Source organism: Halorubrum sp. Ea8 (assembly GCF_002252925.1).
Classification (GTDB): Archaea; Halobacteriota; Halobacteria; order Halobacteriales; family Haloferacaceae; genus Halorubrum.
On the sequence record NZ_NHPF01000053.1, the window covers coordinates 23,302 to 35,253 of the forward strand.

18 protein-coding genes and 1 pseudogene are annotated in these 11,952 nt (G+C 63.5%); all 19 read left to right on the forward strand.

The window, feature by feature from the left end; genetic code table 11:
- Entirely contained in the window at positions 1-459 is a 459-nt protein-coding gene (locus DJ74_RS04605) for a ribonuclease P protein component 1 (protein WP_094521929.1), read from the forward strand.
- The gene (locus DJ74_RS04610; protein ID WP_094521930.1) at positions 450-794 is read left to right on the forward strand and encodes a 30S ribosomal protein S17; all 345 of its coding nucleotides are present in this window, start codon (positions 450-452) and stop codon (positions 792-794) included. The genes DJ74_RS04605 and DJ74_RS04610 overlap by 10 nt, the downstream gene beginning before the upstream one ends.
- Entirely contained in the window at positions 794-1,192 is a 399-nt protein-coding gene (locus DJ74_RS04615) for a 50S ribosomal protein L14 (RefSeq protein WP_094521931.1), read from the forward strand. Before DJ74_RS04610 ends, DJ74_RS04615 begins: the two co-directional genes overlap by 1 nt.
- A gap of 2 nt (positions 1,193-1,194) precedes the next feature.
- Complete coding sequence (rplX, locus tag DJ74_RS04620) at positions 1,195-1,551, forward strand: 50S ribosomal protein L24 (RefSeq protein ID WP_094521932.1); 357 nt, start codon at positions 1,195-1,197, stop codon at positions 1,549-1,551.
- Entirely contained in the window at positions 1,548-2,273 is a 726-nt protein-coding gene (locus DJ74_RS04625) for a 30S ribosomal protein S4e (RefSeq protein WP_094521933.1), read from the forward strand. Before rplX ends, DJ74_RS04625 begins: the two co-directional genes overlap by 4 nt.
- Complete coding sequence (locus tag DJ74_RS04630) at positions 2,266-2,790, forward strand: 50S ribosomal protein L5 (RefSeq protein WP_094526502.1); 525 nt, start codon at positions 2,266-2,268, stop codon at positions 2,788-2,790. Before DJ74_RS04625 ends, DJ74_RS04630 begins: the two co-directional genes overlap by 8 nt.
- Positions 2,787-2,960 (forward strand): 30S ribosomal protein S14, encoded by a 174-nt coding sequence (locus DJ74_RS04635; protein WP_094521935.1) that lies wholly within the window; start codon positions 2,787-2,789, stop codon positions 2,958-2,960. Before DJ74_RS04630 ends, DJ74_RS04635 begins: the two co-directional genes overlap by 4 nt.
- 2 nt (positions 2,961-2,962) lie before the next feature.
- On the forward strand, positions 2,963-3,355 hold the full coding sequence (locus DJ74_RS04640; RefSeq protein ID WP_004047215.1) for a 30S ribosomal protein S8: 393 nt from the start codon (positions 2,963-2,965) through the stop codon (positions 3,353-3,355).
- A 2-nt stretch (positions 3,356-3,357) separates the two neighbouring features.
- Positions 3,358-3,891, forward strand: coding sequence for a 50S ribosomal protein L6 (locus DJ74_RS04645; protein WP_094526503.1), 534 nt, complete (start codon positions 3,358-3,360; stop codon positions 3,889-3,891).
- Positions 3,892-3,894: 3 nt separating this feature from the next.
- On the forward strand, positions 3,895-4,602 hold the full coding sequence (locus DJ74_RS04650) for a 50S ribosomal protein L32e (protein WP_094526504.1): 708 nt from the start codon (positions 3,895-3,897) through the stop codon (positions 4,600-4,602).
- Entirely contained in the window at positions 4,595-5,056 is a 462-nt protein-coding gene (locus DJ74_RS04655) for a 50S ribosomal protein L19e (protein ID WP_094521938.1), read from the forward strand. Before DJ74_RS04650 ends, DJ74_RS04655 begins: the two co-directional genes overlap by 8 nt.
- Positions 5,056-5,613 (forward strand): 50S ribosomal protein L18, encoded by a 558-nt coding sequence (locus DJ74_RS04660; protein ID WP_094526505.1) that lies wholly within the window; start codon positions 5,056-5,058, stop codon positions 5,611-5,613. Before DJ74_RS04655 ends, DJ74_RS04660 begins: the two co-directional genes overlap by 1 nt.
- Positions 5,606-6,253 carry a 30S ribosomal protein S5 gene (locus DJ74_RS04665; protein ID WP_094521940.1) on the forward strand — a complete coding sequence of 216 codons (648 nt, stop codon included), beginning with the start codon at positions 5,606-5,608 and terminating at the stop codon, positions 6,251-6,253. Before DJ74_RS04660 ends, DJ74_RS04665 begins: the two co-directional genes overlap by 8 nt.
- The gene (locus DJ74_RS04670; RefSeq protein WP_094521941.1) at positions 6,253-6,717 is read left to right on the forward strand and encodes a 50S ribosomal protein L30; all 465 of its coding nucleotides are present in this window, start codon (positions 6,253-6,255) and stop codon (positions 6,715-6,717) included. Before DJ74_RS04665 ends, DJ74_RS04670 begins: the two co-directional genes overlap by 1 nt.
- Positions 6,714-7,211: an uL15m family ribosomal protein gene (locus tag DJ74_RS04675; protein WP_094521942.1), complete on the forward strand. Its 498-nt coding sequence runs from the start codon at positions 6,714-6,716 to the stop codon at positions 7,209-7,211. Before DJ74_RS04670 ends, DJ74_RS04675 begins: the two co-directional genes overlap by 4 nt.
- 2 nt (positions 7,212-7,213) lie before the next feature.
- Positions 7,214-8,683 (forward strand): preprotein translocase subunit SecY, encoded by a 1,470-nt coding sequence (gene secY / locus DJ74_RS04680; protein WP_094526506.1) that lies wholly within the window; start codon positions 7,214-7,216, stop codon positions 8,681-8,683.
- Positions 8,684-10,342: 1,659 nt separating this feature from the next.
- Entirely contained in the window at positions 10,343-10,981 is a 639-nt protein-coding gene (locus DJ74_RS04685; protein ID WP_094526508.1) for an IS6 family transposase, read from the forward strand.
- A 30-nt stretch (positions 10,982-11,011) separates the two neighbouring features.
- Positions 11,012-11,521 (forward strand): hypothetical protein, encoded by a 510-nt coding sequence (locus DJ74_RS04690; protein WP_141212671.1) that lies wholly within the window; start codon positions 11,012-11,014, stop codon positions 11,519-11,521.
- A 171-nt stretch (positions 11,522-11,692) separates the two neighbouring features.
- Positions 11,693-11,952, forward strand: a pseudogene (locus DJ74_RS04695) (IS5/IS1182 family transposase); the annotation flags it as partial.

Consider the following 11,952-nt stretch of genomic DNA (forward strand, 5'->3'; position numbering starts at 1 on the left):
ATGATATCCCCCGACACACTCGTCCGGCACGAGCTCGTCGGCCTCCCGGTTCGGGTGGCCGACGCCGCCAGCGACGCCCACGCGGGCATCGCCGGCCGCGTGCTGTCCGAGACGTTCGGCACCATCGTGGTCCGAACGCCGTCGGGGGACAAGCGCGTGCCCAAGTCGGGCGCGACGCTGGAGTTCGCGGTCGTCGATGTCCCGACCGTCCGCACAGATGAAGCCGCCGGCGACGCGCAGTCGTCGGGGTCCGCGTCCCAACTCGGGTCGGATACTACGGGGGTCCGCCCCCGTCAGTCTGGCCCGTCCGGGTCCGCAAGCGTCGTCACCGGTGACGACGCGGGTCCGGCGAGCCACCGCGGCGAGTGCAAAGACGCGGTCTACGTAACGGTGGATGGCGATCGGTTGCGGCATCGACCCGCCGAACGCACCGAACGAGGTGTCACACAATGGCGATAGGAATCGACGTACCCACGCCTCCGGAGCCAGACAACCCGGAGGATTACGACTACGAGAAGTGCCCGTTCCACGGGCAGCTCTCCGTCCGCGGCCAGACCCGCGAGGGAACGGTCGTGTCGACGGATATGGAAAAGACCGTCATCGTCGAGCGAGAATACGACGTGTTCGTACCGAAATACGATCGGTACATGAAGCGTCGCTCGCGCATCCCGGCCCACGTGCCGGGCGTGCTCGACTCGCTCGAAGTCGGTGACGAAGTGAAGATCGCGGAAACGCGACCGCTCTCGAAGACGAAGTCCCACGTCGTCGTCGAGAACCTGTCGGGTGATCAGTGATGGAGGCGCTAAAGGCCGACGTCACGCAGGGGCTCTCGAAGGGCTCGCTCATCACGTGCGCCGACAACACCGGCGCGCGTGAGCTGAAGGTGATCTCCGTCGCCGGCTACTCCGGCACGAAGAACCGCCACCCGAAGGCAGGTATCGGCGACAAGGTGACCGTCTCGGTCACCAAAGGGACCCCGGAGATGCGGCGGCAGGTGCTGGAGGCGGTCGTCGTCCGCCAGCGCAAGCCGATCCGCCGTCCGAGCGGGACCCGCGTGAAGTTCGAGGACAACGCGGCCGTCATCATCGACGACCTCGAGGAGCCGCGGGGCACCGAGATCAAGGGCCCCGTCGCCCGCGAGGTCGCCGAACGATTCGGAAGCATCGCCTCGACCGCGACGATGATCGTCTAACCATGACGAAACAGCCACGCAAACAGCGAAAACGGTCGGAGACCGCGCCGCTCCACGAGCGGCAGAACCAGGTCCGAGCCACCCTCACGGAGGAGCTCCGCGAGGAGTACGGACAGCGCAACGTCCGCGTCAACGCCGGCGACACCGTCGAGGTGCTTCGCGGCGACGCGGCCGGGACGGAGGCGGAAGTCGTCGCCGTCGACCTGTCCGCGGAACGGATCACCGTCGAGGACGTCACCGTCGAGAAGGCGGACGGGGAGGAAGTTCCCCGTCCGATCCCGGCGAGCAACGTCCGGGTGACCGATCTGGACCTGGAAGACGAACGCCGGGAGGCGCGGCTCCAGGAGGATAACGAATGACGCGACATCAGAAGCGACTGGCAGTACCGAACTCCTGGCCGGTCGAGCGAAAGACGAACACATTCACCGTCAAGGCCGGCGCCGGCCCGCACGGTGAGGCGGGCGTTCCGCTCGTCGTCCTGCTGCGGGACGTGCTCGGTTACGTCGACTCGACGAAGGAGGCGCGCTACGCGCTGAACAACGACTCGGTCCTCGTCAACGGCGACGCAATCTCGGACGAGCAGCGTCCGATCGGGATGTTCGACATCCTGGCGTTCCCCGAGCGCGGGGAGTTCTTCCGCGTCTTCCCCGACGAGGGCGGTCGGCTCGCGCTGACCCCCGTCGACGAGGAGGCCGCGGGCAGCCGGCTCGGGAAGATCACGAACAAGTCGGTCGTCCCCGGCGGCGCCGTCCAGTTGACGCTCCACGACGGAACGAACGTGCGCGTCGACGCGGACACACCGTACGACACCAAGGACTCGATCGTCGTCGACAACGAGACCAAGGAGGTCGTCGCCCACTTCGAGTACGAAGAGGGCGCCCTCGTCACCGCCGTTGCCGGCCAGCACGCCGGGCGGATCGGCGAGGTCGACGCCATCGACGTGACGCTCGGCTCGGGCTCGAACACCGTGTTCGTCGGCGACGACGACGACGGCTACGAGACGGTCGAGGAGTACCTCGTCGTCATCGACGAGAACTTCACCGGCGACGACGCCGACGAGGCGGGTGATTCGGATGAGTGAAGCCGAGAGCGCCCCTCACGAGATGCGCGAGCCGTATCTCGAGAAGGTCGTCGTCCACATGGGCGTCGGGCAGGGCGGTGAACCCCTCGCCGACGCCGAGGAGATCATCGAGGAGATCACGGAGCAGCAGTCGGTCCGGACCACCTCGAAGCGCACCATAGCCGAGTTCGGGATCCGCAAGGGCGACCCGATCGGCGTCAAGGTGACGCTGCGGGGCGAGGACGCACACGAGTTCCTCGCAACCGCGCTCGACGTCGTCGACGTCTCGCGGAGTCAGTTCGACGACACGGGCAACCTGAGCTTCGGGGTCGAGGACCACACCGACTTCCCGAGCCAGGAGTACAACCCCAACATCGGCATCTACGGGCTCGACGTGACGACGACGATCGTCCGGCCCGGCTACCGCGTGTCGAAGCGGGACAAGGCGACGGCGTCGATCCCCGCGAAACACCGGATGACCGTCGAGGACGCGGCCGCGTTCCTCGAGACCAACTTCAACGTAGAGGTAACGGAATGAGCGAAGCGAACAACGACACGGGCGAACACGCGGCGAAGCGCACCGGCTCCCGGCACACCTGCCGGCGGTGCGACCGCGAGCAGGGGCTTGTCGGCAAGTACGACATCAACCTCTGCCGGCAGTGTTTCCGCGAGGTCGCCCGAGACATGGGATTCGAGAAGTACAGCTGATCATGACAGGAAACGATCCATTCACCAACGCGCTCGCCGGCATGGACAACGCCGAGAGCGTTGGCCACCTGTCGTACACGGTTGAGCCCGCCTCAAACATCATCGGCTCCGTCCTCGAGGTCCTCTACGACCGCGGGTACGTCGACGGCTTCGAGTACGTCGACGACGGGAAAGCCGGGAAGTTCGAGGTCGAACTGAAAGGCGCGATCAACGAGTGTGGCGCCGTCAAGCCCCGCTACTCCGCGGGCGCAGACGAGTTCGAGAAGTGGGAGAAGCGGTACCTCCCCGCCCGTGACTACGGGACGCTCATCGTCACGACGAGCCACGGCGTCATGAGCCACTACGAGGCCCGCGAAGAGGGCATCGGCGGCCAAGTGATCGCATACGTCTACTAACAATGAACAGAGTCGAAATCGAAATTCCGGACGACGTCTCCGCCGAGACCGACCACCTCGAACTCACCGTCGAGGGTCCCAACGGGAGCGTCACGCGACGCCTCTGGTACCCCGACGTCGAGGTCACGGTCGAGGACGGTGCCGTCGCGATCGCCTCCGAGAACGAGGACGCGAAGACGAACGCCACGGTCGGCACATTCGAGAGCCACGTCGCCAACATGATCCACGGCGTCACCGAGGGATGGGAGTACACGATGGAAGTGTACTACGCCCACTTCCCGATGCAGGTGACCGTGGAGGGCGACGAGGTCGTCATCGAGAACTTCCTCGGCGAGCGAGCACAGCGACGCACCCCGGTCCGCGGGGACACGGACGTACAGGTCGACGGCGAGACGGTCACGCTCTCGGGCTCCGACAAGGAGGCCGTCGGGCAGACCGCCGCCGACATCGAACAGCTGACGAAGGTGACCGACAAGGACACGCGCGTCTTCCAGGACGGCGTGTACATCGTCGAGAAGCCCACCGGAGGTGCCTAACCAATGGCCGAAGAACTGGAAGACATCAGCGGTGTCGGTCCCTCGAAGGCGGACGCCCTTCGCGAGGCCGGCTACGAGACGGTCGAGGACGTGAAGGCCGCCTCCCAGTCGGAGCTCTCCGAGGTCGACGGCGTCGGCAACGCGCTCGCAGCGCGTATCAAGGCCGACGTCGGCGGGCTGGAGGTCGACGAGGAGGCGGACGCGGAGATCGAAGACGAGACGGACGAGGAGGAGGCCGACGAGGCCGCCGCCGACGAGGACGTCGAGACGGAGCTTCGCCCCCGCGGTCACGCCGAGAAGACGCCGGAGCTGGACGACGAGACCGCTCGCGCGCTCGCGCAGAAGCACCGCGAGGGGAAACCGCAGTTCAACCGGCAGGACTACCACAAGAAAAAGCGGATCCCGACGTCGTGGCGCAAGCCGCGCGGCGGGCTCTCCAAGCAGCGCCGGCGCATGAAGGCGAAGGGCCCCGTCGTCGAGGCTGGGTTCCGGTCGCCGAAGGCGTCGCGCGACCTGCACCCGAGCGGCTTCGAGGAGGTCCGCGTGCACAACACGGACGATCTCGAAGGCGTCGACGGCGACACGCAGGCGGTGCGGATCGCCTCGAAGGTCGGCGGTCGCAAGCGCGAACTGATCGAAGACGAGGCGGAGGAACGCGAGATCCGCGTGCTGAACCCGACCTACGTCGAAGTGGAGGTCGGCGATGAGTGACCTGAAAGCGCAGAAACGGCTCGCAGCGGACGAGCTGGACGTCGGCAAGGGCCGCGTCTGGCTCGACCCCGAGGCACAGGAGGAGATCGAGGACGCCATCACGCGAGAGGACGTCCGCGAACTCATCGAGCAGGGCACGATCCGCGCGAAGGACGCGAAAACGAACTCCCGCGGACAGGCCCGCGAGCGCGCCGCGAAGCGCTCGTACGGACACAAGTCCGGCGCCGGTACCCGGAAGGGGAAAGCCGGCGCGCGACAGAACACGAAAGACGACTGGAAGGCGCGGATCCGCGCGATGCGGACCCGCCTGAAGGAGCTCCGCGACGACGAGGACGTCCTCGACGCCACGGAGTACCGCACGCTCTACAACAAGGCGAGCGGTGGCGAGTTCGAGGACGTCGCCCGACTGGAGGCGTACATCCAGACGCAGTACGGCTACGAGGTGACAGAGTAATGGCGACAGGACCACGATACAAGGTGCCGATGCGGCGCCGCCGCGAGGTCCGGACGGATTACCATCAGAGGTTGCGCCTGCTGAAATCGGGCAAGCCTCGCCTGGTCGCCCGGGTGAGCAACGCTCACGTCAGGGCGCAGCTGGTGACTCCCGGATCCGACGGCGACGAGACCCACGCGGCCGCCTCCAGCGAGGACCTCGCGGAGTACGGCTGGGACGCCCCCACGGGCAACCTTCCCAGCGCGTACCTCACCGGGTACCTCGCGGGCGCTCGCGCAGTCGACGCCGGCCTCGACGAGGCCGTCCTCGACATCGGGCTCAACACGGCGACGCCCGGCAACAAGACGTTCGCAGTACAGGAAGGAGCGATCGACGCCGGCCTCGAGATCCCGCACAACGACGGCGTGCTGGCCGACTGGTCGCGTACGCGAGGCGAGCACATCGCCGCGTACGACGACCAGCTCGACGAGCCGCTGTACAGCGGCGAGTTCGACGCGGCCGACTTACCCGAGCACTTCGACGACGTGCTCGCGACAATCCAGGAGGACCATGAGTAGACACAACGACGGCTGGGAACCGCGGACGCGACTCGGCCGCAAGGTACAGAACGGCGACATCTCGTCGATGGAACAGGCGCTCGACTCCGGCCTCCCGATGAAGGAGGCCGAGATCGTCGACCAACTCCTCCCGGGGCTGGAAGACGAGGTGCTGGACATCAACATGGTCCAGCGCATGACCGACTCCGGCCGCCGCGTGAAGTTCCGCTGCGTGGTCGCCGTGGGCAACCGCGACGGCTACCTCGGCTACGCGCAGGCCCGGGACGACCAGGTCGGCGGCGCCATCCAGAAGGCGATCGACGTCGCGAAGCTGAACATCATCCAGGTGGACCGCGGCTCCGGGTCCTGGGAGGACCAGCCCGGCGGCACGAACTCCCTGACCCGAACGGCGAAGGGTAAGGCCGGCTCCGTCACCGTCGAGATCAAGCCCGCCCCGCAGGGGCTGGGCCTTGCGGCCGCGGAGACGGTCCGGAACATTCTGGAGCTCGCCGGCGTCGAGGACGCCTGGACGAACTCCGACGGCAACACCCGCACGACCGTCAACCTCGCGAAGGCGACGTTCAACGCGCTGGAGAACGCGGCGCAGTCCCGCACTCCGCAGCACGCCCGCGAGGTCCACTACGACGAGGTGAGCGAGTGATGCAAGCGATCGTACAGCTCCGCGGCGACGTCAACCTGGAGCACGGCGTCGAGGACACGCTCGACATGCTGAACATCGGGCGCGTCAACCACGCGACGTTCGTCCCGGAGACGGACTCGTACGGCGGGATGATCACCAAGGTGAACGACATCGTCGCGTTCGGGGAACCGAGCGTCGACGCCGTCGCGACCACTATCGCCCGGCGCGGCGAGCCCCTCGAGGGCTCGGCCGACGTCGACGACGAGTGGATCGACGACAACACCGACTACGCCGACTTGGAGGCGCTGGCCGAGGCGCTCGTCGCCGAGGAGACGACCCTGCGCGATCAGGGGCTCTCTCCGACGCTGCGGCTCCACGCGCCCCGCGGCGGTCACGAGGGGATCAAACACCCCGTGATCGAGGGCGGCGAGCTCGGGAAACACACGACCGAGGAGATCGACGGTCTCCTGGAGGCGATGCGATGACGAGCAAGAAACGTCGACAGCGCGGGTCCCGTACCCACGGCGGCGGAACGCACAAGAACCGGCGCGGCGCCGGTCACCGCGGCGGCCGCGGCGCGGCCGGCCGCGCGAAACACGAGTTCCACAACTACGGACCGCTCGGTAAGTACGGCTTCAAACGCCCCGAGGACGCGCAGACGGAAGTCCTCGAGGTCAAAGTCCAGAAGCTCGACGAGGACGCGGCGCTGTACGCCGCGGAGGACCTCGCCGAGGAGGACGGCGACGCGTACGTCATCGACGCGCGCGACGTCGTCGACGACGGCTACGACGCCGACGTCGTGAAGGTGCTCGGCGGCGGACAGGTCCGCCGCGAGCTCCACGTCACCGCCGACGCGTTCACCGCCGGTGCGGTCGAACTGATCGAGGAGGCTGGCGGCGAGGCGACGCTCTCCGAGCGCGCCGAGGAAGCCGCTGCCGAATCAGAAAACACTTCAGACGACGAGACTGACGAGGCGTAATCATGAGCTGGAAGGAGGCCGCCGAACCGGTGCTCTCTCGGATGCCCGTCGTGGAGCGACCGGCGGGTCACGTCCCGTTCAGACGGAAGCTCACGTGGACGGCCGGCATCCTGGTCGTCTACTTCTTCCTGACCAACATCAACCCGTTCGGGTTGGCCGTCGGTCAGGGGTCCGACTTCTTCGGGCAGTTCCGGTCGGTGCTCGCCGGCTCGTCCGGCTCGCTGTTGCAGGTCGGTATCGGACCGATCGTCACGGCGTCCATCGTCCTCCAGCTGTTGGGCGGTGCGAACCTGCTCGGCCTCGACACCGACGACCCGCGAGACCAGGTCCTGTACCAAGGCCTCCAGAAACTGCTGGTGATCATCGTGACGGCGCTGACGGCCGCGCCGATGGTGTTCACGGGGCAGTTCCTGCCCGCGGATCCGGCCGTCGGACAGGCGCTCGGCATCGGGACGTTCGGCGTTAAGTCGCTGATCTTCGCGCAGATCTTCGTCGGCGGCGTCCTCCTCCTGTTCATGGACGAGATCGTGAGCAAGTGGGGCGTCGGCTCCGGCGTCGGGCTGTTCATCATCGCGGCGGTGAGCCAACAGATCGTCGGCGGCTTCTTCAGCTTCTCCGCGCTCGGCGCGCGAGGCTTCTTCGCGAACTGGTTCGCGATCGCGACGGGCGGCACCCAGCTGGGGTCGCCGTTCACGTCGGCCGGGCTCGAGTCGCTGCTGTTCGAGCCGGGGAACATCCTCGCGCTGTTCACGACGGTGTTCATCTTCGGGATCGTCGTGTACGCGGAGTCGGTCCGCGTCGAGATCCCGCTGTCGCACGCCCGCGTGAAGGGCGCTCGCGGCCGCTTCCCGGTGAAGCTCATCTACGCGTCCGTGCTGCCGATGATCCTCGTCCGCGCGCTGCAGGCGAACATCCAGTTCGTCGGGCAACTCCTCTCCTCGCAGTGGGCGGGGATGCCGGTGTGGCTCGGTGTGTACGGCGATCAGGGGCAGCCCACGTCCGGGCTGTTCTATTACCTGAACCCCATCCAGCAGCCGCAGCAGTGGATGTGGTTCCGCGGGACGGCGACCGGCGAACCGTGGATGATCGCGCTCCGGCTCGCGATCGACCTCACGTTCATGATCGTCGGCGGCGCGATATTCGCCATCTTCTGGGTCGAGACGACCGGGATGGGCCCGGAGGCGACCGCGAAGCAGATCCAGAACTCCGGGATGCAGATCCCGGGCTTCCGGCGCAACCCGCAGGTCGTCGAGAAGGTGATGGAGCGGTACATCCCGCAGGTGACCGTGATCGGGGGCGCCCTCGTCGGGTTCCTCGCCGTGATGGCGAACCTGCTCGGCACCATCGGGCAGGTCTCCGGGACCGGACTGCTGCTCGCGGTCTCGATCACGTATAAGCTGTACGAGGAGATCGCCGAGGAGCAGCTGATGGAAATGCATCCGATGATGCGCCAGATGTTCGGAAACGAGTAACGAACATCTACACTCCTTTAAATTCTTTTTCGACCCTGAGCGACCGCTCCGTCCTCTGTTGGCTTCCATTTGGGGGTGGTCGCAGTGACCGACCCGGACGACTTCTTCGGGCAGCTCGACGAGGCCGAGGCAGTCACTGACGACCAGACGGACTCTATCGAAACATCAGTCGAGCAAACGGAAGCGGACGCACTCCGGGCAGATACGGATACGACAGTCAGCTCAACCACATCCACGGAGCCACGGCGACGAACCGTTGACCCCCGATACATCGCTAGATGTCGATTCTGTCGGTGTAAATTCAAACAACACCGTATCGCGGTGAGGCACGAGGGCAGATGCGACACTGAAGCAGTCTCACAGTGTCGATACTGTCGCGAGACGCACACCCGGGACGATGATCCGGTCCACCATCTCAAAACGTGTGAGGCGTACCAGCGCGCTGAGAAGCGTCTCGAAGAACAGAGTAAGTCGAACACGACCGACACTGACGAGGCCAGCGAGGAAGCCGACTCTGACGATGAGCACTTCGCCCGTACGTTCATCGACCCACAGCCTCACGAGTTCCACGCTTATCTCAAATGGAACTGTGAGGACCTCGCTAACCCGCTCCGGTCGTACTTCGGCCTACGCTCCCTCCAGGGAGAGCATGACTTCGAGCAGCACGGGCGACTGAAGACGACGACCGAAATCGACGGGACCGAGTGGAACGTTGAGTCCGGATTCAAATCTTCTGGGCTTGCCCCGCGTGACGCCGAGAATTTCCAACTCGAAGAGGTAAGAGAGTATCTTGTATACGTGTATCCGAAGGGCTACGATTCGTGGGGTACAGCTAAGTCGGAAGCGCGGAAGCGTGCCTACTTTCGTATATCCCCTCGCTGGCCGGACATCGAGACGAAAGAAGGCAACAAATCGATGTCTGACATCGGTTTGGAAGGGTACAACGTCGAGGTTGAGGGCTCTTACTGGGATTTCGAACAGTACCCAACAGTGCTCCGGAAGTCGCTCGATGCGCTCGCAACGCGTCAAGGATTCCGGTTCAACAGTCCCACCCCCATCTACCCGGCCGACTTCGACGAGGATCGGATCCATAGTTCGTCGAATATCATTGACGCGGAGCTGTACGTCAGGGTGCTCAAAGGGAAGACTGGCGAGGTCATCGCATACGACGGGACGCTTCACCAGATATCCTTGTTACTCGCCGGTGACCGCGAGGGGTACACGAAGTCGGTCCGTGACGACAGGGAGTGTCCTGGTTACTATCATACCGCGACTATCGATTCCCGTCGTGCCCGTGAGTTAGTCGGTAGTCACGAGCTAGCGAAGGAGTTCAAACACTACTATATGCGAGATCCTGACGCTGTCGAAGGGACAGCGCTCGAAAACCCGAAGATTGGCGTTTCCTTCCAGCACTCGATCCACGACGACACGCTGTACTGGAGTGACCTCGACACGCTCGTCACGGAGCTCGACGAGGCGCTATTGAACGTTCTCAAGTGGTCTAGTATTCCGACCCGTCCGGACGGACAAATGTTCGTCGACGACGACTACTTCGAGGTGACCGGGTCTCGTCGGTGGCGGAAGATACTTGAAGACCGATTGCCACGAATTGAGGGTCGCGTAAAGTTAGAGGATGAGGCGTTCGACTTCAGAGTGCTTATGGCCGAAATCGAACGCCTCAGCGAAGGTATCGCGTGGATCGACTTGTCGTTTGTGGAGCGAGATCGGACTCCACGCTGGGCGATTGAAGAGGGGATTCGCTGTCATTTGACTGGTATGTCACTTCGAGAGGTGAGTAAATTTCTTGAACAATATGGGATCGATCGGAGTCACATCGCTGTTCACAACTGGGTCCATAAAGCCGATCTACAGCCGCTCTCGACCGTCTCAGAGGATCAACTCGCGGTCGACGAAAAGATGATCCACCTACACGGCCAGAAGTTCTGGCTGTACGGTGGGGTTGATCCACAAACGAACGAGATCCTCCACGTGAGCCTCTATCCGACCGCAAATAAACAGACAACGAGATGGTTTCTCACCGAGCTACACCGGCGCTATCAGCTCGATACCGTCGAATTTCTCGTCGATGACGCAGACTATCTCGGCTCAGTCCTCGCTGAAGACGGCTATCGATTTCAAGTCATTCAACATGGAAATCGGAATGCTATCGAACGTGTCTTTTGGGAAATAGAACGACGAACATCATCGTTTGCGAATAGTTTCAGCAATGTCGCGCTAGAGACAGCTCAAAACTGGCTCGAAGCCTTCGCCGTCTACCACAATTCAAGTCAAACTTAACGCGAGGACGAAAACTGGACTAACTCTTGTGTGGCCAATCCGGTTTTAGGCGAGTATGCGTCGGAGAATAAGTCAGTGATCGACCAGCATATGACTTGGTGCATCAATCACGGCATCAACTGGCTTTCGGTCAGCTGGTGGGGTGAGGGGTCGGGGTCCGATACCGCCCTCTCTGACGGACTCCTCGAAGCTGAGAAATTTGAGGAGCTTTCGTTATCTATCCTTTACGAAACGACTCGCCTGGAGCAGTACGGCTATGATCTCGATTCCGAAGCAACCAGAAGCCACCTGATTGCTGATTTCCAGTATCTCGAAGAGGATTTTTTAATAAAGACAACTATCTTCAGTTCGACGGTCGCCCTGTTGTATTCTTTTGGATCTCACATGCATTCCAAGGCGATGCACAGGCCGCTTTCGACGAGATCAACGCTGCCCTTGACACCGACCTCTATATCCTGGCTGGCATTCCATTTGGCCAGTCTCTTGGGAGAGAACTTCTCTGTTGAATCCGCAGAAGGCGGCGGGATAGCGTCGCTGTAAAGGCAGTAACGAAGCAGAAGAGTAGGTTGGTCACATTCGGCTCTGTTGGAATCATCAGTCGCTGATAGTTTGTTTGTGCCGTGCTGAATATAGGGCGCGAGCCGTGTTTAGACGCTAAGAATATTGCCTGAACGGCGTGATTTCGAGGAAGTGAAGCGAGCAGAGTTCGATGTGCCTTCGAAACTCACCCGCTTCACCGACCGATGTGTGGCTTTGTCTCAAAAAGCTGTCGGGAGTGACGGAAATCAGCCTGTCAAGAAAGGGGAAGGTGGCTACGCAGACTGGATGATCATCACTCTCCACGGACTTCGCGAATACCTCGACCTTCCGTACCGCCGACTCCTCGATATCCTCCGTGAAATGCCTGATATCGTGGAGAAACTCGGGCTGTCGGTCGAGGAGTTGCCGGAATTCACCACGGTTTGTGCTCG